Raw genomic sequence first — 24,112 nt, 5'->3', positions numbered from 1 at the left:
CAGCATAAAAATACAATAATTTCAACTCTAAATAAACGCCTTAACAGCTTTTTAAGATTTTGTTCCTTAACTTTATGCAAACTAATTGACCTAAGATGAAAAAACTACAACTATTACTCTTTTTAATGATTTCAATTTCAGGGTTTTCGCAAGAAATCTCCATGGATTTAGTAAAAAATATGAAACTTAGAAATATTGGTCCAGGTGGAATGTCTGGTCGAGTAACAGCCATAGATGCTGTACATAGTAATCCAGATATTATGTATGTTGGTACTGCTTCTGGTGGTTTATGGAAATCGACTTCTGGTGGTATTAAATGGACACCAATATTTGATAAAGAACTAACGTCTTCTATTGGTTCTGTCGCTATACAACAATCTAATCCAAGTGTTATTTGGGTTGGAACAGGTGAAGGTAATCCAAGAAACAGTTTAAATGGAGGTTTTGGTATCTATAAATCTTTAGATGCTGGCAGAAGTTGGACTTCTATGGGTTTAGAAAAAACGCGCCACATTCATCGAGTTGTTATAGATACTACAAATCCAAATATTGTCTACGTAGCTGCCATTGGTAGTCCTTGGGGAGAACACAGTGAACGTGGTGTTTATAAAACTACAAATGGAGGCGAAACTTGGGAGAAAATCTTATTTGCAAATAATAAAACTGGAGCTGCAGATTTAGTTATGGATCCTACAAATCCTAATAAACTAATAGCAACGCTTTGGGAACATAAACGCGAACCATGGTTTTTTAATTCTGGTGGAGAAGGCTCTGGATTACACATCACTCATGATGGTGGAAAAACGTGGAAGAAAATGACTGAGAAAGAAGGGTTTCCAAAAGGAAATCTAGGAAGAATAGGAGTTGCCATTGCTAGAAACAAACCAAACATTGTGTATGCTTTAGTGGAGGCAAAAAAAAACGCACTATATAAAAGTGAAGATGGTGGTTTTAATTGGAAGAAAATAAACGACAAAAGCGATATTGGCAATAGACCTTTCTATTACTCTGAAATCTATGTTGACCCACAAAATGAAAACAGAGTGTATTCTGTTTTTACATACATCAATGTAAGTGAAGATGGCGGAAAAAACTTCAAACAACTAATGCCTGCTTACGGTGTGAGTAATGGTGTACATCCAGATCATCATGCCTGGTGGATTCATCCAGAAAATGGAAATTTCATGATAGATGGAAACGATGGTGGCATGAACATTACTAAAGATGGTGGTAAGTCTTGGCGTTTTATTGGTAATATGCCTGTAGCACAATTCTACCATATTAATGTAGATAACGAGTTTCCATATAATGTTTATGGAGGTATGCAAGACAATGGATCTTGGCGAGGTCCAGCTTATGTCTGGAAAGCACAAGGGATAAGAAATAGTTATTGGCAAGAAATAAGCTTTGGTGATGGTTTTGATGTCATTCCAGATCGCGATGATTCCCGTTACGGTTGGACTATGAGTCAACAAGGTTATGTAAGTAGATACGATTGGCAAACTGGAAACAATTATGGTGTTCAACCTACACATCCCGATGCAGAAGTATTATTGCGTTTTAATTGGAATTCGGCAATAAACATCGATCCTTTTAATAACAACACTGTTTATTTTGGAAGTCAGTTTGTACATAAGTCTAATGATAAAGGTGATACTTGGAGCATTATTTCGCCAGATTTAACAACCAACGATCCTGAAAAACAGAAACAACGCGACAGTGGTGGTATAACAATTGATGCTACAGGAGCAGAAAACCACTGTACAATTTTAGTAATAGAACCGTCTCCTTTAGAACAAGATATGCTATGGGTTGGAACAGATGATGGTCGTGTGCATGTAACTCAAAATGGTGGTAATTCATGGAATGATGTGAGTAAAAACTTAAAAGGTTTACCAACTGGTAGTTGGATTGTACAAATAAAAGCAAGTAATAAAAATGAAGGAGAAGCACTTTTAGTTGCTAACGACTACAGACGCTTTAATTATGAACCTTATGCCTATAGAACCAAAAATTACGGGAAATCTTGGGAACGTATTGTAGATGCTAACTATGTAAAAAGTTATACACTCTCAATAATTGAAGATTTAGAAGAACCAAACCTCATGTTTTTAGGAACAGACGATGGTTTATACATTTCTACAAATGCTGGCGAGCAATGGACAAAATGGACACAAGGCTTCCCTACCGTTCCTGTAAAAGATTTAGTCATTCATCCTAGAGAGCACGATTTAGTGATTGGTACTTTCGGACGTGCCGCTTGGGTTTTAGACGATTTAAGACCGTTGCGAGCGATTGCAAAAAATGAAATAGCAAATAAGAAATTAGAATTATTTACACCTCCAACAGCTTACCAAGCAGCTTACCAGCAAGCCTCTGGAAGTCGTTTTGGTGGTGATGCTATGTATTCTGGAGACAATAGAGGTTCTGGTGCACAATTTAAGTATTATGTGAAAGTTGAAAAACTACAGAAAAAAGAGGAAGAGAAAAACGAGGAAGATGAAAAAGAACAAGAAACAGCTGAAGAAAATAAAAATGAAATAAAGTGGGATTCTATTACCATGAAAATTTACAATAAAGATAAACTCATTAGAACAGTTAAACGTAAAACACCAGACTCTACTGGTATTTATAATTGGACTTGGTATATGAGAGAAAAAGGTGTCGATTATCCTTCAAAATCTTTTCGAAAAAGAAAGAGTGAACCTAGTGGTGTGTCAGTTAAACCAGGAACATACAGAGCTGTAATGCATTATGGTAATTTAGCTTCGGAAGAATTTATAAATGTAAATGAAGATCCAAGAATAGAAGTATCTAAGTCAAATACAGACGCGGTTTATTCAGCACTAAAGGAAGTAGAAGCTCTAAGACAAACCATGGCAGATGCTACACAACAACTTGCTGAAAGTAAAAAAATAGCTGAAAAATATAAAAAAGACCTTAGCGCTTTAGATAAAAAGAAATACAAAAAAGAAATAAAAGCGTCTAAAGACCTCATTAAAAAAATAGACGATTTATTTGTTCTTTATTTTGGAAAAGTAGACAAAAGACAAGGTATTACTCGTAGCAATTTACCAACTGTTAATTCTAGAATTGGTAAAGCAAGTAGTTATATTGGTTCAAGACAACATGGAGTTACAAGTACTGAAACTACATTATTAAACCATGCCAAAACCTATTTAAACGATGCACTTACAAAAACAAATACATTTTTCGAAAAAGACTGGAAATCTTACAGAGCTGAGATTGAAACTCTAAATATTTCAGAATTTAAAGAAACCAAGACCTTTTAGTAATAGTACTAAAGTTTCTTGCAAAAAACCATTTATAAACTTAACTTTCTGCCTTAGGTAGAACAAAACAAAATAACTCATGAAAAAAATAGTATTATTATCATTATTAACCGTTTTAGCATTTACAACAAGTTGTAAAAAAGACGCAAAAGATAAAGTTGAACCTGTAACAAAAGCAGAAAAAGCTGTAAAAGTAAAATTTGCACTGTCGCCAAAAAGTGGTAGTACTGTAAAAGGAAATGTCGTGTTTACTCAAGAAGATGGCAAAGTTGAAATGACTGCCATCTTAGAAGGTTTAACACCTGGTGAGCATGCCATACATATTCATGAAACTGCAGATTGCTCATTAGACGATGGGAAATCTTCTGGTGGACACTGGAATCCTACTGGACAACCACATGGAAAATGGGGAAACTCAGAAGGTTTTCATAAAGGTGATATAGGAAACTTTACAGCAGATGAAAAAGGATTTGCTATCGTAAATATAACTACAGACCAATGGTGTATTGGTTGTGGAGATGAGACAAAAGATATTTTAGGAAAAGCCATTATTGTTCACGAAGGCGTAGACGATTTTACTTCTCAACCAAGTGGAGCTGCAGGTACAAGAGTAAGTTGTGGAGGTATAATTAAGTAATAATTATTTAGTGTAAATTTTAAGCCTTAGATTTAAATTAGTCTGAGGCTTTTTTTATTACTTTTTCTAACAATGCATTATGTTACCACTAAATCGCATATGAATTGGCTTGAAAAAACTAACTTTGTAATCTAAAGAAATAAACAAGTGAACCCATCTTCTTCTGGCTGGATTAAAAAGCTAACAACACTGCACAACAAAGAGTTCTCGAAAGAATTCGAATCGCTTGCCGAGTTATATAAAGCTCTTATTCCTTGTGGTTATATTTATGGAAGTAATACAGAAATTGTTAAAAATTTAATTGATAAAAACGATTTATCTTTTGAAGAAATCTGTAAAATAAATCATCTTATAGCATTATTTGTAACGCACAATAGCTATAAAAATCCTGATGATTTTATAGAAAATACAGTTGCATTTTACAAAAAAATCAATGCACATAAGACTAATTTTTTATTAGATATTATTAGTAAAAATGATAACCATGATACTCTAGAAAAAATTATACATAGAAGAATACAAATAGATGATAACCTCATCTACAAAAGCTTCAACTACTTTATAACTAATGCTTTGTTATTTATTGATGTTTTAGCTTACAAGGAATATTTAACCACAGATAGTATAACAGAAGATTCAATTATTAAAGAAGAAAGCGCTATCGAAACTATAGTTTTAACAACTTTAAACTCTAAGTTAAAAAAAACCAAGTACGATAATAGTCTTATAAATTTGTTCGAGCAATCTTTACGCTACCAACAAACAAATAAACTTGATTATAATAATGCCATAAAAATTTTAAAAACGCCTTTAGAGAAACAATATATTTTAGATCTTGCTTGTATGGCAACTTGGTCTGATAAAAAAATAGACGATAAGGAGCGCTACTTTTTATTTCAATTAGGAAAAGATTTAAATTTAGAAACTGAAGCTGTTAAAAAGGCCATGGAATCTATTTCTAACTTCTACATATTACACAAGCAAGATATTGTTTTATTAGGCTCTAAAAATATTGTAAAATCTTTTTATAATAATTCTAGTACTATGGTTATGAAATTAATATCTAGAAATAGTAAAAGGTTACAAAAAGAATTATCACAAAGTAAAGAACTTATGCTTTTACTATCAAAATCAACAGTAAGAGATCTTTCTAAAGAAGAACAAAAGAAGGTGCAAGATCAGTTATTAGATATTTTTAAAGCGATACCAAGTCTTGCTATTTTTCTATTACCAGGTGGTGCTTTATTATTACCTTTAGTAATAAAGTTTATACCCAAGCTTTTACCTTCTGCTTTTGATGATAATAGAATTGAAGACTAAAAGACATACCTACTCTAACCATTTTTTAAAGTCTTTTACACGTTCTCGTGCTACAATAACTTCTTGTTCTGTATAGCTATTTAATTTTATTTGTAATCGCGAATTAGTATAGCTCACCATATCTTTTATGGCATGAATATTAACAAAGAATTTTCTGTTTATTCTAAAGAATTGCTCCGGAGCCAATTCCTGCTCCAAAGCATCTAATGTGGTGTCCAACAAATAATTTCTACCAAGTGTTGTGTGTAAATAAGTGCCTTTATTCTCGCTATAGAAACATTCTATCTCATCTATATTAACAAGCTTTAAATGCTGTCCAACTTTTACCGAAAACCGTTTTTTGTACTCACGTTCTATAGGGTTTACTAGTAGTTTTTTAATCTCATTAAAATCTAAAGTAACGCTTTGCTTTTCTGGAAGTCGAGTTTTAAATTTAGAAACAGCTTTTTCCAGCTCTTCGTCATCTATAGGTTTTAATAAGTAATCTATACTATTAAGTTTAAAAGCTTGTAGTGCATACTCATCGTAAGCAGTAGTAAATATAATAGCAGAAGTAATTTCTATAGCATCAAAAATCTCGAAAGATAATCCATCGCTTAGTTGTATGTCTAAAAAAATAAGATCTGGATGCTCGTTATTTTGAAACCAAATTATAGACTCTTCTACAGAATGTAACATGGTTTCGGCTTCTATATCTAGCGTTTTTAACATGCGCTGCAAACGTCTTGCAGATGGTTTTTCGTCTTCTATTATAATTACGTTCATGTTTAGGTTTTTCGATTACTTACTCTATCTCTTTTAACTAAAATCTATTATTCCCAGCGCCTTTTTTCGTCCTCCATGTATTCTGCTATTTTTCTATCTTCCCAAGCTTTACTAAAAAGGTAGTTACGTCCAAAAACGCCTAAAAAGTGAAAAAATAAGCCGATTCCCCAAAAAATTGCAGTAGAGAAACTACCAAAAGACCAAAAGCCAGATTCTGTGTTCACATATATTATGTAAAGCAATACTATATTAACAACTAAATATGATGCTAAGTGCCAATAAAAACCAATAATCTTATCTAGCTTTTTCTTGGCTCTTATATATGCTTCTTCTTCTTCGAAACTACGTTGCGAATTATTGTCGATATATGGTTCTATATTATAATCTTTCATTTCAATATATTTTAAAGTGAATCTCTTCTTTTACGTTCTTGTTCCATAAATTTTTCAATTTTTTGTTGTTCCCAATCGCGTCCTAAAACACCTTCGCTTACAAAAACTTTATAAGCATGAATAGATAAGCCTATTCCCCAACCAGCAGCAGAGAACCAAAACCATTGAAATTCCCAATAGGTTTTATAATTGATAAATATTAAAAATGGTATAACCAGGCAGTAAGCCATTAAGTTATAGTAAAAGCCTTTTAATTCTTCTACATGTTTACGAGCTCTTACATAGCTGTCGTCAAATTGTTTTTGTGGTAATTGTTGCATAATTGTTATTTGTTTGGTAAGCATTGGAATAGACACTTTAAAACTGGTTTTATTCTCAGTAATACTTACTTGTTTGTTTGTTAATAATTGGTAGCGCTGTCTTATATTGTTTAAACCTACTCCACTACTCTTTTTTACTACTTGTTTTGTTTGCAAATTGTTTTCTACAATAAGGTTTCCATTGCTTTCGTATATTTTAATATGTAATGGCTTATTAGCTGTTACTATATTATGTTTTACAGCATTTTCTAAAAGCAGTTGTAACGATAATGGCACCACCTTACTTTCTGGGTCTGTTGCTTGCTCTGGAATATCGAAAATAATACTATCCTCAAACCGCATTTTTAAAAGTAACATGTATGTTTTTGCAAACTTTAGCTCTTCGTCAAGTGTTATTAAATCTTTATTTTTTTGTTCTAAAACGTAACGGTAGACTTTAGATAAGCTGGTTGTAAACTTTTGAGCATTTTCTGGATTCTCTTCGATTAAACTGGTTAATACATTTAAACTATTAAATAGAAAATGTGGGTCTAATTGGTTTTTTAAAGCATCGAATTTTGCGCTTGCAGTTCCTGCTATTACTTTTTGTTCTTTAACCTTGCGTTCTTGTTTGCTTTTATAATATGAAATAGCATAAAAAATAGTTGTAATGAGTACAGAAATTCCTAAAGCAAACTGGTAATTATTTAAAGTTTCGGTTTTTAAAAATGCATCGAATGTACTATCGTAAATAACAACTCTAATAATGTAACGAATACAAAATATAGAGACTATCGAAATACCAACAGACAGTATAGCTGCCATAATTAAGTTTTTAATTTCGAAGAGCTTATAGCCCATTTTATCAGTCATGTAATCAATAGTAAAAGCATTAGCTAGATATAATATTACAGAATACACTTGATTATATATAAAATATTCAAGTAAGTATTTATCGAATTTTATAGTGTCTCCATTAATAAATTTAATAAGACCAATTACTAAAAATACTGCAATACCAATGCTAAACGCTTTACCGAATGCTTTTAAAAACTTAACCATATTTATTGTTTACAAGATTTCACCATTGCTTCTGCTTCTTCTTTTCCCCAATTAGGATGAAACTTAGATTCTGGTTTAAAGTTAGCAAAAAGTTCTAAGGCTTTATCAAATTCCTTACAAAATGGTGCAATGTCCTGTCCAAAATATTCGGCACTACCTTTATTCCATCCTGCTTGTTTTAAAACTACACGCGGATTTTTAGGATCTAGCTTATAAGCTTGCGCATAAATTCGTGCCACTTTTGGCGCTAAAGTCATGCCATATTTTGCACCATCACTTGCTACATAAGCAGTATGTAATAAGGCTTGAAGCACTAAAACCTCTGCATTATCTTTAGAATTAGTTGTGGCATCGTTAATAAAATTTTGAGCGCGTTTTAGTTGTAACTCCATAGCTTTTGGTTCTTGAAGCTTAGAAAATGCATCGTAAATTAATACTTGTGCCGCGTAATACGATGGTAACCAGTTTTGGTTATCTGCATTGGCAATTCGCTCGAAAAGATTTGCAGCTTCTTCTGGCTTATTGTCTTGCCATAAAGCAAATGCTTTTTGCATGCCAGTTTCATATTGTGTTTCTGTTTGCGCTTCTACTTGAGAGGTTAAAAACATGATAATAATAAGTGCTAATTTGTACATAATGGTGTGTTTTAAAGTTGAAGCAAATATCTAACAGAAGCAACGGTTTATAAAAAGCGAATGACTGAACTGTTCATTTTTTATGCTGAATTGTATTAAATCTATTTTTTATTGTATTCCTACAAATTATCCAATTGGTTATCTGTTCCATTTTCGCTAATAGTCCAAAAGAAACCAACAAAGAAAAACTGGTCTGCAGCTGGCTTTAAAGCACGTCTTGCAAAATTATTATTTGCACCTGGTGTGTTTGCATATTGGGAACCATTAATATTTTTAAAGCCTAAGACATTATTTACAGAAAAATATAGAATTTTTTGTGGACTTAATAAATAAGCCCAATTCAAACTTAAATTATTAAAACTCTTGGTTTTACTATTTAAAAATCCACTTTGGTTTGGGTTAGTATAAGTTCTACCAGAAGCATGAGCGTAACTAAAACCTACTTGGCTTTTCCAGTCTGTTATAAAATATTTACCTACAACCGATAGGTTGTGTTTATTAGCAAAACTAGGTTGTGCTTTATTGGTAAAATTTCTATAATCTCGTGCAGTATCTAAAAAAGAATAGCTTACCCAATAATCTACATTTTTTATGCTACTATTATCGCGATAAAACAAGTCTAGACCTTTAGCATAACCGCTTCCTGTGTTATTATAATTAGTATCGAAACTAGTAAACTCAGTATCGTATTTTATTAAATTAGAATAGTTTTTTAAATATGTTTCTGCTCTAAAAATTTTACCATCGTTGTTGTATTGGTAATTTAAAATATAATGTTGTGTCTGTTGCGCTCTTAAGTTTTGCTCAAATTTTAAAATACTACTGTTTGGGTTTTGGTAAAAATCGCCATAAGCTAAAGACATCTGGCTTTTATCGCCTGTTTTATAAGCCAAAGACAGTCTTGGCGATACATTGGTTTCCTTAAACAGAGCGCTGTATTCTGCTCTAAAACCTGCTTTTAAAGCTAGTTTTCTTGAGAAAATAACATCTGCTTCTGTAAATGCAGCAGTAATGTTGTTTTTAAAACCGTAGTCTAAAGATGATATGTTTTCGTTATTGAAGGCTTCATTAAAATGTGTTGAAAAATATTCTGCTCCAAAGTTTAATTTAAAACGGTTGCTAAAGCTTTTGTGCAACTTTATTTTAGTATGGATTGAGTTTTCGGTATCATCTATAGCATTAGCGTCTATGTTTATTTTGTTTTTAGCATAGGTGTAACTAAAACCTGAGGCCAATTTCCATCTGTTCTCTAATTTTGTAGTGTAAGAGCCATTAAAATAAAGATTAGAATTGTTTAGTTTAAAACCTACACCTTCTGGAATGTTTATATCTTCCTGAGTAAGCTGAAAGTTACTATTATCGAAAGCAGAGTAAAGTTTTAATCTTCCTTTTTTGGTTTTATACCTGTAAACAGCTTCACCAGAGAAAGTTTCAAAAGGTTTTTTCCAATCGTTTCTATCTTTATAAATTGCTAAATAAGGCGCCAAATTAATATAAGAAGTATTAACACTAAATGCGCTTCGCTCCCACTTTTGAGTATTACCAATCGCAACACCAACACTCATGATACTAATGTCGGTTTTTTCTTGGTCTGGATCGTTTATAGTATTTAATAACAATACGCTAGACAAGGCTTGACCATATTCTGCACTATAACCACCTGTAGAAAAGGTAATCCCATCGAATAAAAAAGGAGAATAACGCCCACGAGTAGGTGCATTATTTGTTGTTGGTGTGTAAGGTGTAAATACACGAATACCATCTATAAATATTTGAGTTTCTTCAGCTTCTCCTCCACGCACAAATAACCTACCATCTTCTGATACTGTTGTGGTTCCAGGAAGTGTTTGTAAAGCACTAACAAAATCGCCTATAGCACTAGCAGTAGTAACTACATCTAAAGATGTTAATGCTGAAATTTTACTATTATCTCCTGCAGAGAATGTACCTGCGGATAGTACAACAGTATCTAACGCGTTTACATCGTCTCGAAGCACTATTTTTAAATTGTTTAAAGTAGAAACGTCTGCTGATAGTGTAAATGTTTCGAAAGAGATAAAAGATGCTACTAGAAGTTGCGTTCTTATTGCATTAGTTTTAAAAGAGAATGTTCCATCTGCTATAGTTGATGCACCATCGTAGGTTCCTTCTAAATAAACATTGACGCATTCTATTGGATTGTTGTTAGAATCTGTTACAATACCACTTATAGTTTGTGCAGAAAGTTGTAAGCTTATTAATGTGATAAAGATTGCGAAAAATAATTTCATACGGTTCGTATATTGAATTGATAGTACAAAAGTGTGTAAGTAGATTCGCTTTTAAAATTGAATAGTACTGAAGTGTGGTTTTATGAAGATGGACTGTTTTTACAGCTTAAAATTAATTCTATGAAAATGAATACAGCATTTAACTATGTAAATAGTTTATGCGTTAAGGATGGAAAGGTTTGTTTAAGCTCTTTTTTTATTTTCTTAAAAAAAAGCGAGCCTTGAGAGCCTGACGTTTTACGATCCTACAAGGTTTTTTATCCTTGTAGGTATGAGTAAAAGGTAACGCCAAAAAAATATTATTAATTATCGTGTAACATATCTTACATTTATACTACTTACATAGTAACCTAACCATAAACATTGAACAAACAACTAGAACATAGCTTTGTAGAATTGCTGGAAACACACCAGAATATCGTGCATAAAGTCTGTAGATTATACACCAATAACTACGACGCACATAACGATTTGTTCCAGGAAATTACCATACAATTATGGAAAGCCTATCCTAAATTTCGTGGCGACGCAAAATTTAGTACATGGATGTATCGTGTTGGGTTAAATACTGCTATTACACTATACCGAAAATCTAAACGTACCATAAACACTACAGAATTTGATACTGTACAGTTTAAAATTAAAGCAGATGAGTATGACGATACTGAAGAACAGCAATTAAAGTTATTATATAGTGCAGTACATGAATTAAATGATATTGAAAAAGCACTTGTTTTCTTGTATTTAGAAGACAAAAACTATAAAGAGATTAGTGAAACAATGGGTATTAGCGAGGTTAATGCTAGAGTGAAAATGAATAGAGTGAAAACTAAGTTAAGAACCATTTTAAATCCGTAATTATGGATGAATTAGAATTATTAAAAAAACACTGGCAAGCAAAAATGCCAGAAGAAAAGCAGCTAAAGTCTCAAGATCTTTATCCTATGCTTTTAAAAAAATCGTCTTCTATTGTTAAGACGCTCTTTTATATAAGTATTGCAGAATTAGTATTTTGGATTGCTATTACTTTTCTTCCAAAACTATCCTCTGCTTACAATGCTCAGGTAGAAAATAGCACTATAAATCCTATACTTTTAACCAGCTTAACGGTTTTAAGTTTTGCTGTAATTATATTATTTATTTACTTATTATACAAAGCTTATAAAAGCATTTCTGTAACAGATAATGCTAAAAAACTCATGGAAAGCATTATAAATACTAGAAAAGTTATAAAATATTATGTTGGATACAACTTAATTATGGCTTTTATTTCTATGTTACTTGGTTCTTATTATGCAACTAAAACCGATCCTAAATTTGGAGAATTAATGACCAAGCTAGATACTGGCGGAAAAATAGGTGTTGCTGTTGCTGTTTTGGTATTAACCTTAGTTTTTGTTGGTATTATATGGTTATTTTATAAACTTTTATATGGCATTTTAATGAAACGTTTAAACCGTAACTATAAAGAATTAAAAAAACTAGACGTTTAAAATCATGATAGACAAAACCATATCATTTTTAGAAAACTCTATTACTAAAAACAATAATAAAAAAGAGATTAAAACATACAAGCACTTTATTTCTTTATTATACGATATCAAACGTAGAGATTTAACAGATAAAGATATAAAAGCTCTTAAAAATGAATTAGCTGCATTAAACATTGAAGCTAATACTGAAGATTTTAAATCTTTAAAAAAGAAACTTAATGCATTTATTTGTTTTGCTAAAAAGCAATTGAATTTAATTTCTGAAGGTCATTACATGACACTAGGCATGTCTTTTGGGCTTTCTATTGGAATAGTATTAGGTATGAGTATTGGCATTGCTTTTAACAAGGAAAAAGGTATAGTTTTTGGAATGAATATTGGCATGGTTATAGGTATGGCAATAGGTATAGGCTTGGGTACTTTAAAAGATAATGAGGCAAAAAAACAAGATAAGGTTTTAAGCAGTACAAAAGCATAATTTGCTTTTAACTATCTAACCATTCTCTTTGCTTATTAAGCGCTTCTTTAGCTTCTAATTCATCTTGTGGGATAACTTTTAAAAAGGAAGGATGTTGCTCTATAGCATATTCTATTTTTTCTACAATACTTGCTATCGATTCGTTTTCGTAATCTATCTCTAATGGTTTTTTTATTTCGAAAGACTGATACACGTTTTTCTTTTTGATACGCAATCCTTTTTTATCGAAAGAGCGTCTAAAACCATCTATTACAATAGGTACAACTACAGGCTTATACTTTTTAATAATGTGTGCTGTTCCTTTACGAATAGGCTTAAATGGTGTTGTTGTACCTTGAGGAAATGTTACTACCCAACCATCATCTAAGGCAGTACTAATCATAGAGATATCACTCATTTTAACCTGTCTGTTTACATCTTTACCTTCACTTCTCCAGGTACGTTCTATACTTATAGAACCTGTATATGCAAATATTTTAGGTAGTAATCCAGATTTCATCGTTTCTTTAGCTGCAACGTAATACATGTTTAACTTTGGATTCCATAAATAACCAACATTCTTTATAGAATCTTCTCTATTGCTTAAACTTGCATTAAATACATGAAACATAGAGATAACATCTGCAAAATAGGTTTGATGATTAGAAATAAATAAAACATTGGTCTCTGGTAAGTTTTTAATAATTTCTGATCCTTCAATTTGTAATTCGTTAAAACCACGAAAACGTCTGTGCGAAAGCACACCTAAAATTCTGATTAGCCACTTTTTAACAAATAATATATGTCCGAAAGGATTTCGTTTAAATAAACCCATAAATTTTTAGTATTCTTTTTCTATAACAAATGTAGCAAAATACAACTATTTAAAGCTAGCCTTTAACAAGTCTTTCACTTCACTAAGCATCATCGCTGTTGCTCCCCAAACCAAATGGCTGTTTAAATTATAAGCTGGAACACTCACTTCTAGACCATTAGCCAGAGTAACTATTTTTGTTGTAATTACAGTATCGCTTAAAAAATGGTCAAGATTTATTTCTAAAAGCGAATCAACTTCTGTGTCTTGCTTAATAAACTCTGGTGTTGTTTTCACAATCCCAATAAAAGGTTTCACGTAAAAGTTACTTGATGGAATATACATTTCTGTTAACGCTTTTAAAACAGTAACTGTCTGTTGCTTTACTCCTATTTCTTCTTCGGTTTCACGCAAAGCAGCTTGCTGGTTCGTTTCGTTTGCCTCTAGCTTGCCTCCAGGAAATCCTACTTGAGCAGAATGTACACCTTTATAGGTTTTTCTTAAAATAAGAATTAGGTAAGTTTCTCCTTCCTGATTAGGATAAAACAATGCCATTACAGCACTTTTTCTCGCTTTTTTAATACGTTCTGCTTGTAACTTTATTAAATCTGCTCTGTAAGGAGGAGACATTTTAAACTGAGACGTTTCGGCTGGTAATGGTAAATTTTCTATTTTTACGATAGATTTTAAAAACGATTCAAATTTCATTTATGAGAGGACTACTTTTATTGTGTGTATTACTACTATTTAATTGTGAAGATAAACAATCTAAAGCTAAAAAGACTGAAGAAGTCGTGACTAAAATTGATACGATTACACCAAAGTCTGAAGAAAAAGTAGTAGTTATAGACAGTTCTAAATTAACTTTAGAGGAGCGCTATTTGCCATTAAACGATGACAACGCTATGGATTTTTTTGGCGAATATGCCGAAATACATAAAGAAAACAAAGTACGTATTTACACAAGATTTGGAAACATAGATCTTGAACTCTTTAATAAAACAAAATACCATCGCGCTAACTTTATTTTTTTAACAAAAAATAAAGTTTTTGATGGTACACAGTTTCATCGTGTGGTTAAAAACTTTGTTATTCAGGGTGGAAATAGCGATAATATTGAGGTTTTAAGGAAACGTCGAAATATTGGTCGATACCTTTTACCTCCAGATGTTAGATATGGTTACAAACACATAAGAGGCACTATTTCTATACCAAGCGGAGAGATTAGAAACGCTTACAAACTAGCTTCGCCTTTCGAGTTTTTTATCACGCAAAGCAATCAGTTTCATTTAGATGGAGAATACACTGCTTTTGGTCGTGTTACCAATGGCCTTGAGGTAATAGATAAAATTGCTGAACAGGAAGTTGATGGTGGACATTGGCCTATACATAATGTCTACATTAATAAAATAGAGGTTTTAGACTAAAAAAATAAACTTAATAATAAGTAATTTCTAAAACTGTTGACTTATCTATTACTCTTTTTTTATCTTTAATTATATAAGAATCTATTTGAATTGGATTTTTTAAATGATCTAAAGTAAACTCGTATTCTAAATCTTGATGTAATATCTTAGACCTATTAAGGTAATCGCTAGAAACTTTAATTATATAACCGTTTTTAGAGTATTCTACTTTGTAAACATCGCTTTCTTGTTTAGACGTTTTATAGTGATGAGAAACAATACGACCCAAATTATCATATGTATATGTTCCATTAACTTTTTTTAAATCGCTCTCAAATTCAAATTCTTTTTTAAAAACCCATTCTTTAGGATGCGTATAAATGTCAACACTATTAACATCGTAAACAGCATTTAAAATGCTATACTTTATTAAGTTTCCGTTATTATTGTAGTTATAGATTATTTCATTTGTTGTTATAAAATCTTGAATGACTTCATAATTTTTACAGTTAACAATTAGACCATTTTTGTTATAATTTAAAACCGAATAATACCTGACATTATAAGCTTCGTAAAGCATTACATTTTCATCTATATCGCCATTTTCGTCCATTTCATACATACCTTGAGACACATAGTGTGTTTCACTCTTCAGCTTTCCTTTACTATAAGAAAACACAATACTGTCTAAATTTCCTATTTGGTAATCTTTAACTTCTTTTAAAGTTAATAATCCGCTTTTAAATACATATTTCTCATTACCTTTTTGAATAATTGTATCCTTAGTGGTTTTAAAATCTGGTTTCTCGTTAAAGGTTATACTTTCGTCTTCAAAATAATCGACGTCGCTTGAGTAAGAAATTACTTGTTTGTTTTTGTCTAATTTGTAGTTGTAATTTTCATTATAAGCAAAATCGCTGTTTAGAGAAATATGCTGAATACATGTTTTATTTACTGAAGCTACATTACCATTTAGATATATAGGATTCTCAATTTTTTGTTGATTGTAGAGCGTATCAAATTGTAAGTGAGGTAAATGTACCGTAGGATTTTTAATATTTTGAGCTGTAGCACGTAATCCACTAAAACATAATACAATTAATATAATTTTTGAAAATCTCATTTTATGTTAAGCTAGGTTATGTAATGTAACTTAATAACGTACTCATTATAAGTATAGTATTAAAAACTACGTATAAAACGTTGGTAGCCTTAACTTAAACTTTACAGCTAGAATACGTGTTACAATAACTACCAAACCAGCAATAATAAAAACAAAATCGCCTTCTATTGGTAAACGTTTTATAATAAAGTAAGTTATACCACCCAAAATGCATGCTGTAGCATAAATTTCTTTTCTAAAAATTACCGGAATTTCGTTACATAGTATATCTCTAATTACTCCTCCAAAACAAGCAGACATTGTCCCTAAAGCAATACAAATAATTGGATGTAATCCTGCGTTAATACCTTTTTCTACACCTACCACAGTGTATAATCCTATTCCAATTGTATCGAATAAAAAAAGGGACTTACGCAAATAATCTATTTTCGATTTAAAAATAACAGCTAGAATTGTCGAGGCTAAAACCACATAGACAAAGGTTATATTAGTCATCCAACTTACAGGTGTTTCACCAATTAAAACATCGCGTAATGTTCCACCACCAACTGCAGTTACAAAAGCAATAATTAAAATGCCGAAAGGATCCATTTTTTTATTTAATGCTACCAAAACTCCTGAAATAGAAAAGGCTATGGTTCCTAAAATATCTATAATATAAAACATTGAATTGTTAAATTAATTGGATTGTTATTACTTCAATATCTAAACTCCAAATTGATTTAAATGATGATCTAAATGCTTATAAAATGAGTTATTCCACTCCGTAACCGTTAGTATACCAAAAGAGTGAGATTCTTTTCCATTAAAATAATCCGCTCCTAATTCTTGTGTTTTTAATATAAAACCTATTAAACGTTCTTTTTCAGTTTCAAACTCTCGAGCATCTGAAATAATAAACTGAGGAGCTGTCTTTCCATTTTTTGGATAAGGCTTTTCATTTACAACTGGTTTTTTTACAAACCATTTTAACAAGGTTCTTACCAATGCATTTGGTCTAGGATGCTTATCTGTATAAACCATCTCATAAGCAACGCAACAATGTGCTAACATTTGTGAAACAGACATTTTTCCCCAATTAGGTTGTGTTGTAGCTGTTAAATTATCTATTCTACTAATTAGCTCATTAGTGATTTCATTTTTGAAAAGGTTTTTCATAAACATTGGTTTAAAAGATTATAAATAAATTTAATACAAGCTACTTACATATTCTGAGTATAGTAATTGTAATCTTTAATTACAGTGTCTAAAAACACAATAGGCTGCTCTTTAGGCTCAACAGCCATAACATCTTTAACCTTATAAAATAATTTTAGTATAACATTGTGGTTTCCTTTACGCTTAGCATCATCATACAAATTCTTAATAGTTTGCATTTCTGGATCGCTAAATAAGGTGACTTGGCTATAAGTTGGTATATAATCTGAAGCTATATCTCTGATAATAGTATCTTGAATTGAAATTTTACGTTTTTCTGATATTACTGTGGTTTGAGCAGCAATATCACCTATTCGCTGACCATTTCCTCTTATTAAAATAACAAGTGCTGCTAAACCACCAGAGGTTATAACAACATCTATAATACGTAAAATCCATCTTACAAAATAGTTAGCAAAACTTGGCTTTGAACCATCTAAACGTACTACTCTGGTTTTAAGAATGTACTTCCCAATGGTTTGTCCGTTCCAAAATGTTTCTAACAAAACATAATATAAAAAAGCAGGTAAAGACACTAATAAATATATTGCCCAAGTGTCTCTCATATTTAAATCTAAAAATACTAAAAGCATAATTACTGCAAACAAATAGAGGTATATAACTATGGTATCTATAACATAAGCCCACATTCTGTCCATAATAGTTGCTGCATTCTGAACAATGCCAACATTTTGAGCGGTTTCTATTTGAAATTCTTTCATATTTTCTTTTCTTTGAAAGCCTAATACAATTCTAGATGCGTGAAGCTGCTTTCGTGAAGCAAAATAAAGATAAATGGTTAACATTTGAAAGTGTTCTGTCAAATAATATGGCAATTACACCAGACGAATTGTCTAGTCTCTATATTGAAATTACAGATCATTTAAGTTACGCAAAAACTTTTTATCCAAATAGTAATACAGAAGCCTATTTAAATGGATTAGCTTCTAGCGCTCACCAAAAAATTTATAAAACTAAAAAAGAATCAAAAAATAGACTCCTTACTTTTTTTACACACGAGTTTCCTTTACTATTTCGCCAACACCATCGCGAATTATTAGTTGCCTTTCTCTCCTTTACATTATTTGTAGTTATTGGCGCTTTTTCTGCAGCTAACGAAGGTGATTTTGTTCGCAGCTTTTTAGGTGATGGCTATGTAAACATGACTATAGAGAACATAGAAAAAGGCGATCCAATGGGAGTTTATAAGGAACAAGGTGAATTTAATATGTTTTTAGGAATCACACTTAATAACATTAAAGTAGCACTTATGGCTTTTGGTTATGGCTTTATGCTTGGCATTGGTGCTCTTTTTATTATGATGCAAAACGGAATTATGCTTGGCAGTTTCCAATATTTCTTTTACGAACAAGGCTTACTATGGGAATCTGTTAGAACGATATGGATTCATGGAACCATAGAAATATCTGTTATTATTATTGCAGGTTGTTCTGGTTTGGTTGTTGGAAATGGGATGCTTTTTCCTGGAACATATACAAGATTAGAATCCTTTATTAGAAGTGTAAAAAATGGACTTAAAATATTAATTAGTACTATTCCATTTTTTATAATCGCTGGATTTTTAGAAGGTTTTGTAACAAGACATACAGAAATGCCAGATTGGTTGGCCATATTAATAATTTCTGGCTCTTTAGCATTAATTTTGTTTTACTACGTTTATTACCCAATACTACTAAATAAGAAAGAACAACTTAAAAAAACTCAAGAATTAACTAATAAATATTAAAATGAAACAATTTATACAATTTAAAAAACAACGTGAGTTAGGTGAAATGCTATCAGATGTATTTACATTTTTACGCCATGAGTTTAAACCGTTTTTTACACTAATATTACAAATTACTTTACCATACTTAATATTTTTCTTTGTTTCTTTTGGTTTTGTACTCTACACTTTTGGCGACATTACTGCTTTAGCAACTAGTGGACCTTCTGCTTTTGATAGCGAAGAATTAAGTATTTTACTACTTGTTGTTTCTATTTTGGTATTGTCTTTTACAGGAATAATGGTTTACGCTTTAGCTTACTCTGCGACCTTACATTATATTAAATCTTATACAGAAAATAATGGTGAAGTAAACGAAGTACAAGTTAAAACTGAAGTTAAAGATACGTTTTGGAGTTTTATAGGACTTAGTATACTAAAAGGTATTGCAATTGGGATTGGGCTTATGCTATGTATTATTCCTGGAATTTATCTTATTGTGCCAATGTCTGTTGTTTTCTGTATCATGATTTTTGAAAAGAAAAGCGTTATGGATGCCTTTAGCGACAGTTTTAATTTTGTAAAAGGAGAATGGTGGATAACCTTTTTAGTACTCTTTGTTGTTGGGCTAATTATTAGCGTTATTGGTGGTGTTTTAAGTCTGCCAACAACCATATATACCTATATTAAAATGGGAGTTTTCTCTGGCGAAATAGATCCAGGAGAAAATCCGTTAAGCTATTTTAAAGATCCCATTTATATTGTTTTAAACCTTATAAGCTATGCCTTTAAATTCTTTTTAAACTTTGTAACCATTATAGTTACCATCTTCATTTATTTTAATATTAACGAAAAGAAAAACTTTACAGGAACTTTTGAGAAAATTGATGCTTTAGGTAACACAGAGTCGTAACATGCATATATTAAGGCTTCTTTTTCTTTTTTGCTTTGTTTGTAATATAGGCTTTGCTCAGGATAACACAATCTCTGATGAAAATACTGCACCATATTACCAGAAACAAGACATTACTAAAGAAGACCTTAAACAATATACTAATAATGACGATTTTAATTACGAAGAGACAGTAGCAGACGAAGACTCGCTTTGGGTAAAATTTAAACGTTGGGTAATAAGTTTACTCATGCGCTTGCTTTCTTTTTTCTTTGGAATGGATGCTGCAAGCGGTATTCTTTGGTTTATTATTAGAGTGGTACCATACATAATTCTTGCGGTATTAATTTTTCTGTTACTACGTGTGTTTTTAAAAATGAATAGTAGAAACCTACTATATGGCAAACAAAAAAAGTCTGAAATTTTATTTACAGACGAAGAGCAAATCATTAAAAACGAAGACATTAACGCATTAATTACAGAAGCTGTAAAACAACAAGATTACAGACTAGCCATAAGATATTATTATTTACTTGCCATTAAGGAACTCTCGCAACATAATATTATTGAGTGGCAACAACAAAAAACAAACGAAGACTATATTAAAGAAATACAAACTAATACTTTACAGACACAGTTTGAAAAAATCACTAGAATTTATGATTATGTTTGGTATGGTGAATTTGAAGTAGATGCTATAAAATTTGAAAACTTAAAACTAGATTTTATAAATCTAAACAAACAAGTAAAAAACTAATTTGGATAAAAAAGGAAAAATATACATTGCATTAACAGCTTTAGTTGTTGTGTTTATTATTGTTTTAGAATATAATAAGCCACAAGACATAAACTGGTTTCCTAGTTATGCCAAACACCATAAAATACCTTATGGTTCTTACGTGTTTTACGAGCAGTTAGAACGCATATTTACAACAAAAAACATAAAAGACTTAAAACGTCCTCCTTTTGAAACCTTAAGTAATAATACAGAAATAAATGGCACTTACTTTTTTTTAAATGGAAAAGTACTATTTGATGATGCTGAACTCGACAAATTGTTAGAGTGGACTGCTAAAGGAAATACGCTTGTTATAGCATCAGAAGAAATTTCGAAAACACTTTTAGATACATTAAATCTTGAAACTTCAGTTGTAAGTAACTTTAATAATTTTGATAATATTTTCAATTTAAAACTTCAAAATAAAGATTTAGATCATATTAAAAAATACGCTTTTAAAAAATCTAATTTTGTGAGTTATTTTAAAAGTATAGACACAACAAGCACTAAAATAATAGCAACAATAGCAAATGCTTCAAAAAGCGATTCTATTAGAGAAAAGCATCATGCAAACGTTATAAAACAAGCTTTTGGCGAAGGTGAAATTATTTTAAATTTGTTTCCAAAGGCTTATACCAATTATTTCATTTTAAAAGATGATAATAAAGATTACACCGCAGGATTACTTTCGTATTTAAATACAAAACAACCCATTTATTTCGATAATTATTACAAGTCTGGTAAAAAATCGGCAACGTCGCCACTCTATGTCTTTTTAAAAGCTAAAGAGTTACGTTGGGCTTATTACCTTATGCTAATTGGTGCTTTATTTTATGTTATTTTCGATGGTAAACGTAAGCAACGTGCTATTCCTATTGTAAAACCTTTAAAAAATCAAACTTTAGAATTTACGCGTACTATTGCTAATATGTATTATGAAAGTGGTAACCATACAGACATTACCCATCATAAAATTCAACATTTTTTAGAGTACATTAGAACCCATTTGCATTTAAATACAAACACCATAGACGATACCTTTATTACAAATTTAGCATTGAGAAGTAATAACACAATAGAAGCAACCAAAGCGCTGTTTAAAGCCATAGAAATGCTTTCTAACAGTACTCAAATAACCAAAGAAGCTTTAGAAAAACTAAATGCTGACATAGAAACATATAAATCCAACAACACATGGAAAACCAAGATTTAGAATTTAATAACAGAATCCCTTTAGAAGATTTAAAACATGCTGTTACACAAATAAAAGCAGAATTAGGCAAAGTTATTGTTGGTCAACAAGAATTTATAGAGCTCTTAATTGTTGCACTTTTAGCAGATGGTCACGTACTTATAGAAGGTGTGCCTGGTATTGCTAAAACCGTTACAGCTAAGTTGTTTGCAAAGGTTTTAAAAACCGATTTTAGTCGTATTCAATTTACACCAGATTTAATGCCAAGTGATGTTTTGGGAACTTCGGTTTTAAATATGAAAACCTCCGAATTTGAATTTAAAAAAGGACCTATTTTTTCTAATATTGTTTTAATAGATGAAATAAATCGTGCACCTGCAAAAACCCAAGCTGCTTTATTTGAAACAATGGAAGAGCGCCAAGCTACAATAGATGGCAAAACCTACCCTTTTGAATCTCCATTTATGGTTTTAGCAACACAAAACCCAATTGAGCAAGAAGGAACTTACGCCTTACCAGAGGCACAATTAGACCGTTTTATCTTTAAAATAAAAGTAGATTATCCAAGCGTAGAAGACGAGGTTAAAATTATACAAACGCATCACGAACGTAGAGGCGAGAAACCACAGACCTTAATTGAGCCTATTCTAGACGCTAAAGATTTAGCAGATTATAAAACAAAAATACAATCGGTTTTAGTTGAAGAAAAAATAATAAAATACATAGCAGAGTTGGTTTCTAAAACAAGAAATCACCCACATTTATATTTAGGAGGTTCTCCAAGAGCATCCATTTCAATTTTAAACACCTCAAAAGCATTTGCTGCCATAAACGGAAGAGATTTTGTAACACCAGAAGATATTAAAAAAGCGCTTAAACCTATTCTAAATCATAGAATTATTTTAACACCAGAACGCGAGATGGAAGGCATGACAACAGAGAATGTTATAGATATGATTGTACAAAGTGTAGAAGTACCACGCTAATACCTATTCACTTTTAGCATTTAACCCTTAACTTTAAAAATGAAATTTATAAAATCGCTATACTTACACAAAGGTTTCTATGTCTATTTGGCAAGTGCTTCAGTATGCTTTTTATTATCGTATTGGATACCTTTACTGTTTCCAATAGCATGCATTATAACTGTTGTAATCTTGGTGCTATTTTTTATGGATGTACTACTGCTCTATCGCATAAAAAACCCTATAAAAGCAAGACGTTTATTGCCTGATAAATTTTCGAATAGTGATGACAATCCTGTACCAATAAGCATTACAAACCACTATCCTTTTAAAACAGAAATATCTGTTATAGACGAGCTGCCTGTACAGTTTCAAAAAAGAGATTTTAATTATATTGCTAAACTTCAGCCCAACGAAATTCATGAGTTTAGTTATAAGGTAAGACCAGTAGAACGTGGAGAATACAGGTTTGGGTTTTTAAATGTTTTTTGCTCTTCGGCTTTAAACATTGTAAAACGAAAATTTAAGTTTCAAAATGAACAAATGGTGGCTGTGTATCCATCATTTATTCAAATGCAGAAATACGATTTTCTGGCCATGAGTAATAATTTAACCGAATTTGGTTTAAAGAAAATTAGAAAAATTGGTAATACTTCAGAATTCGAACAAATAAAAAATTATGTTCAAGGCGACGATTTTAGAACTGTAAACTGGAAAGCAACTGCTAAAACAGGACACTTAATGGTAAACCAGTTTCAAGACGAAAAATCGCAACCCATCTACTCTATTATAGACACTGGTCGTGTAATGAAAATGCCTTTTAATGGCTTAAAACTATTAGACTATGCTATAAATTCTACATTAGCCTTTAGTAATGTTGCCTTAAAAAAGCATGATAAGGTTGGTATGCTTACGTTTTCTAAAACGGTAGATTCTTTTTTACCAGCCATACAAAAACTTACGTATTTAAATACAATTCTAGAACGTTTGTATAATATAGACACTCAATTTACAGATAGCGATTATGGTATTTTGTATGCACAATTAAAACGAAAAGTAACGCACAGAAGTTTACTACTACTCTACACAAATTTCGAGCATATAAGTGCTTTAAAAAGACAATTACCATACTTACAAGCCATCTCAAAAAAGCATTTACTAGTTGTTGTAATTTTTGAAAACACAGAGTTAGATGCTTTAATAGCAGAAGATGCCGAAGATTTACAAGCTATTTACCATAAAACCATTGCCGAAAAATTTGCTTTCGAGAAACGCTTAATGGTTAAAGAACTTCAAAAATATGGCATCCAAAGTATTTTAACAGCTCCAGAGAAACTTACCATAAACACCATTAATAAATACTTAGAAATTAAAGCTCGCGGATTATTGTAGTTTT

General features: G+C 31.2%; 24 protein-coding genes. 13 read left to right on the top strand and 11 right to left on the bottom strand.

Annotation, left to right across the window (positions count from 1 at the left end; all coding sequences use genetic code 11):
* Positions 1-95 precede the first annotated feature (95 nt).
* The 3 genes from P8H50_RS07425 to P8H50_RS07415 all read left to right on the top strand — a co-directional run bounded on the left by P8H50_RS07425 (position 96) and on the right by P8H50_RS07415 (position 5,250).
* A complete protein-coding gene (locus P8H50_RS07425) occupies positions 96-3,293 on the top strand; it encodes a hypothetical protein (protein WP_300207297.1) in 3,198 nt (1,065 codons plus the stop codon).
* A 79-nt stretch (positions 3,294-3,372) separates the two neighbouring features.
* Positions 3,373-3,930 carry a superoxide dismutase family protein gene (locus P8H50_RS07420; protein WP_300207295.1) on the top strand — a complete coding sequence of 186 codons (558 nt, stop codon included), beginning with the start codon at positions 3,373-3,375 and terminating at the stop codon, positions 3,928-3,930.
* Between the two features lie 147 nt (positions 3,931-4,077).
* Complete coding sequence (locus tag P8H50_RS07415; RefSeq protein WP_300207292.1) at positions 4,078-5,250, top strand: LETM1-related biofilm-associated protein; 1,173 nt, start codon at positions 4,078-4,080, stop codon at positions 5,248-5,250.
* A gap of 9 nt (positions 5,251-5,259) precedes the next feature.
* On the opposite strand, the gene P8H50_RS07410 is transcribed toward P8H50_RS07415, so the two are convergent.
* From P8H50_RS07410 to P8H50_RS07390, 5 genes are all read right to left on the bottom strand, one after another.
* Entirely contained in the window at positions 5,260-6,015 is a 756-nt protein-coding gene (locus P8H50_RS07410; RefSeq protein ID WP_300207288.1) for a LytTR family DNA-binding domain-containing protein, read from the bottom strand.
* Between the two features lie 47 nt (positions 6,016-6,062).
* Positions 6,063-6,407, bottom strand: a complete 345-nt coding sequence (locus P8H50_RS07405) for a 2TM domain-containing protein (RefSeq protein ID WP_300207286.1) — start codon at positions 6,405-6,407, stop codon at positions 6,063-6,065.
* 11 nt (positions 6,408-6,418) lie between these two features.
* Complete coding sequence (locus P8H50_RS07400; protein WP_300207283.1) at positions 6,419-7,768, bottom strand: 2TM domain-containing protein; 1,350 nt, start codon at positions 7,766-7,768, stop codon at positions 6,419-6,421.
* A gap of 2 nt (positions 7,769-7,770) precedes the next feature.
* Positions 7,771-8,403 (bottom strand): hypothetical protein, encoded by a 633-nt coding sequence (locus P8H50_RS07395; protein WP_300207281.1) that lies wholly within the window; start codon positions 8,401-8,403, stop codon positions 7,771-7,773.
* Between the two features lie 119 nt (positions 8,404-8,522).
* Positions 8,523-10,673: a TonB-dependent receptor gene (locus P8H50_RS07390; protein WP_300207279.1), complete on the bottom strand. Its 2,151-nt coding sequence runs from the start codon at positions 10,671-10,673 to the stop codon at positions 8,523-8,525.
* Between the two features lie 363 nt (positions 10,674-11,036).
* Here P8H50_RS07390 and P8H50_RS07385 point away from each other — a divergent pair, with 363 nt between their 5' ends.
* Genes P8H50_RS07385 through P8H50_RS07375 form a run of 3 tightly spaced genes read left to right on the top strand, consistent with a single transcriptional unit; the run spans position 11,037 to position 12,644 of the window.
* Positions 11,037-11,531 (top strand): RNA polymerase sigma factor, encoded by a 495-nt coding sequence (locus tag P8H50_RS07385; RefSeq protein WP_300207276.1) that lies wholly within the window; start codon positions 11,037-11,039, stop codon positions 11,529-11,531.
* A 2-nt stretch (positions 11,532-11,533) separates the two neighbouring features.
* Positions 11,534-12,166, top strand: coding sequence for a hypothetical protein (locus tag P8H50_RS07380; RefSeq protein ID WP_300207273.1), 633 nt, complete (start codon positions 11,534-11,536; stop codon positions 12,164-12,166).
* A gap of 4 nt (positions 12,167-12,170) precedes the next feature.
* Complete coding sequence (locus tag P8H50_RS07375) at positions 12,171-12,644, top strand: hypothetical protein (protein ID WP_300207271.1); 474 nt, start codon at positions 12,171-12,173, stop codon at positions 12,642-12,644.
* A 7-nt stretch (positions 12,645-12,651) separates the two neighbouring features.
* On the opposite strand, the gene P8H50_RS07370 is transcribed toward P8H50_RS07375, so the two are convergent.
* Together P8H50_RS07370 and P8H50_RS07365 are read right to left on the bottom strand one after the other, a co-directional pair.
* Positions 12,652-13,458: a lysophospholipid acyltransferase family protein gene (locus P8H50_RS07370; protein ID WP_300207268.1), complete on the bottom strand. Its 807-nt coding sequence runs from the start codon at positions 13,456-13,458 to the stop codon at positions 12,652-12,654.
* 45 nt (positions 13,459-13,503) lie between these two features.
* The gene (locus P8H50_RS07365) at positions 13,504-14,145 is read right to left on the bottom strand and encodes a CoA pyrophosphatase (protein ID WP_300207267.1); all 642 of its coding nucleotides are present in this window, start codon (positions 14,143-14,145) and stop codon (positions 13,504-13,506) included.
* A 2-nt stretch (positions 14,146-14,147) separates the two neighbouring features.
* On the opposite strand from P8H50_RS07365, the gene P8H50_RS07360 reads away from it, so the two are divergent.
* Positions 14,148-14,864, top strand: coding sequence for a peptidylprolyl isomerase (locus P8H50_RS07360; protein ID WP_300207264.1), 717 nt, complete (start codon positions 14,148-14,150; stop codon positions 14,862-14,864).
* A 10-nt stretch (positions 14,865-14,874) separates the two neighbouring features.
* On the opposite strand, the gene P8H50_RS07355 is transcribed toward P8H50_RS07360, so the two are convergent.
* The 4 genes from P8H50_RS07355 to P8H50_RS07340 form a co-directional block, all read right to left on the bottom strand.
* Positions 14,875-15,966 carry a hypothetical protein gene (locus P8H50_RS07355; RefSeq protein WP_300207262.1) on the bottom strand — a complete coding sequence of 364 codons (1,092 nt, stop codon included), beginning with the start codon at positions 15,964-15,966 and terminating at the stop codon, positions 14,875-14,877.
* Positions 15,967-16,032: 66 nt separating this feature from the next.
* Positions 16,033-16,632, bottom strand: a complete 600-nt coding sequence (locus P8H50_RS07350) for a trimeric intracellular cation channel family protein (RefSeq protein ID WP_300207260.1) — start codon at positions 16,630-16,632, stop codon at positions 16,033-16,035.
* 39 nt (positions 16,633-16,671) lie between these two features.
* Complete coding sequence (locus P8H50_RS07345) at positions 16,672-17,124, bottom strand: DUF1569 domain-containing protein (RefSeq protein ID WP_300207257.1); 453 nt, start codon at positions 17,122-17,124, stop codon at positions 16,672-16,674.
* A gap of 44 nt (positions 17,125-17,168) precedes the next feature.
* A complete protein-coding gene (locus P8H50_RS07340; RefSeq protein ID WP_300207254.1) occupies positions 17,169-17,885 on the bottom strand; it encodes an RDD family protein in 717 nt (238 codons plus the stop codon).
* Positions 17,886-17,920: 35 nt separating this feature from the next.
* On the opposite strand from P8H50_RS07340, the gene P8H50_RS07335 reads away from it, so the two are divergent.
* From P8H50_RS07335 to P8H50_RS07310, 6 genes are read left to right on the top strand one after another with little or no spacing between them, the layout of a single operon-like run.
* Positions 17,921-18,910 carry a stage II sporulation protein M gene (locus P8H50_RS07335; RefSeq protein WP_300207251.1) on the top strand — a complete coding sequence of 330 codons (990 nt, stop codon included), beginning with the start codon at positions 17,921-17,923 and terminating at the stop codon, positions 18,908-18,910.
* 1 nt (position 18,911) lies between these two features.
* Positions 18,912-19,802: a hypothetical protein gene (locus P8H50_RS07330; RefSeq protein WP_300207249.1), complete on the top strand. Its 891-nt coding sequence runs from the start codon at positions 18,912-18,914 to the stop codon at positions 19,800-19,802.
* 1 nt (position 19,803) lies between these two features.
* Positions 19,804-20,538, top strand: a complete 735-nt coding sequence (locus P8H50_RS07325) for a DUF4129 domain-containing protein (protein ID WP_300207246.1) — start codon at positions 19,804-19,806, stop codon at positions 20,536-20,538.
* Between the two features lies 1 nt (position 20,539).
* Positions 20,540-21,772 (top strand): DUF4350 domain-containing protein, encoded by a 1,233-nt coding sequence (locus P8H50_RS07320; RefSeq protein WP_300207243.1) that lies wholly within the window; start codon positions 20,540-20,542, stop codon positions 21,770-21,772.
* Positions 21,754-22,737, top strand: a complete 984-nt coding sequence (locus P8H50_RS07315) for a MoxR family ATPase (RefSeq protein WP_300207240.1) — start codon at positions 21,754-21,756, stop codon at positions 22,735-22,737. The genes P8H50_RS07320 and P8H50_RS07315 overlap by 19 nt, the downstream gene beginning before the upstream one ends.
* Before the next feature lie 39 nt (positions 22,738-22,776).
* Entirely contained in the window at positions 22,777-24,108 is a 1,332-nt protein-coding gene (locus P8H50_RS07310) for a DUF58 domain-containing protein (RefSeq protein WP_300207237.1), read from the top strand.
* Positions 24,109-24,112 lie beyond the last annotated feature (4 nt).

The sequence above is a fragment of the Lacinutrix sp. genome, from assembly GCF_029238095.1.
In the GTDB taxonomy this organism is placed as follows: domain Bacteria; phylum Bacteroidota; class Bacteroidia; order Flavobacteriales; family Flavobacteriaceae; genus Lacinutrix.
Note: the sequence above shows the minus strand (reverse complement) of the source record. Positions and strands in the feature narration are given on the sequence as shown.

Coding starts and splice junctions, on each gene's coding strand:
- P8H50_RS07405 (WP_300207286.1), bottom strand. CDS start 6,407: ATGAAAGATTATAATATAGAACCATATATCGACAATAATTCGCAACGT.
- P8H50_RS07425 (WP_300207297.1), top strand. CDS start 96: ATGAAAAAACTACAACTATTACTCTTTTTAATGATTTCAATTTCAGGG.
- P8H50_RS07375 (WP_300207271.1), top strand. CDS start 12,171: ATGATAGACAAAACCATATCATTTTTAGAAAACTCTATTACTAAAAAC.
- P8H50_RS07345 (WP_300207257.1), bottom strand. CDS start 17,124: ATGAAAAACCTTTTCAAAAATGAAATCACTAATGAGCTAATTAGTAGA.
- P8H50_RS07420 (WP_300207295.1), top strand. CDS start 3,373: ATGAAAAAAATAGTATTATTATCATTATTAACCGTTTTAGCATTTACA.
- P8H50_RS07335 (WP_300207251.1), top strand. CDS start 17,921: ATGCGTGAAGCTGCTTTCGTGAAGCAAAATAAAGATAAATGGTTAACA.
- P8H50_RS07370 (WP_300207268.1), bottom strand. CDS start 13,458: ATGGGTTTATTTAAACGAAATCCTTTCGGACATATATTATTTGTTAAA.
- P8H50_RS07310 (WP_300207237.1), top strand. CDS start 22,777: ATGAAATTTATAAAATCGCTATACTTACACAAAGGTTTCTATGTCTAT.
- P8H50_RS07400 (WP_300207283.1), bottom strand. CDS start 7,768: ATGGTTAAGTTTTTAAAAGCATTCGGTAAAGCGTTTAGCATTGGTATT.
- P8H50_RS07390 (WP_300207279.1), bottom strand. CDS start 10,673: ATGAAATTATTTTTCGCAATCTTTATCACATTAATAAGCTTACAACTT.
- P8H50_RS07325 (WP_300207246.1), top strand. CDS start 19,804: ATGCATATATTAAGGCTTCTTTTTCTTTTTTGCTTTGTTTGTAATATA.
- P8H50_RS07410 (WP_300207288.1), bottom strand. CDS start 6,015: ATGAACGTAATTATAATAGAAGACGAAAAACCATCTGCAAGACGTTTG.
- P8H50_RS07395 (WP_300207281.1), bottom strand. CDS start 8,403: ATGTACAAATTAGCACTTATTATTATCATGTTTTTAACCTCTCAAGTA.
- P8H50_RS07350 (WP_300207260.1), bottom strand. CDS start 16,632: ATGTTTTATATTATAGATATTTTAGGAACCATAGCCTTTTCTATTTCA.
- P8H50_RS07365 (WP_300207267.1), bottom strand. CDS start 14,145: ATGAAATTTGAATCGTTTTTAAAATCTATCGTAAAAATAGAAAATTTA.
- P8H50_RS07360 (WP_300207264.1), top strand. CDS start 14,148: ATGAGAGGACTACTTTTATTGTGTGTATTACTACTATTTAATTGTGAA.
- P8H50_RS07340 (WP_300207254.1), bottom strand. CDS start 17,885: ATGAAAGAATTTCAAATAGAAACCGCTCAAAATGTTGGCATTGTTCAG.
- P8H50_RS07315 (WP_300207240.1), top strand. CDS start 21,754: ATGGAAAACCAAGATTTAGAATTTAATAACAGAATCCCTTTAGAAGAT.
- P8H50_RS07355 (WP_300207262.1), bottom strand. CDS start 15,966: ATGAGATTTTCAAAAATTATATTAATTGTATTATGTTTTAGTGGATTA.
- P8H50_RS07380 (WP_300207273.1), top strand. CDS start 11,534: ATGGATGAATTAGAATTATTAAAAAAACACTGGCAAGCAAAAATGCCA.
- P8H50_RS07330 (WP_300207249.1), top strand. CDS start 18,912: ATGAAACAATTTATACAATTTAAAAAACAACGTGAGTTAGGTGAAATG.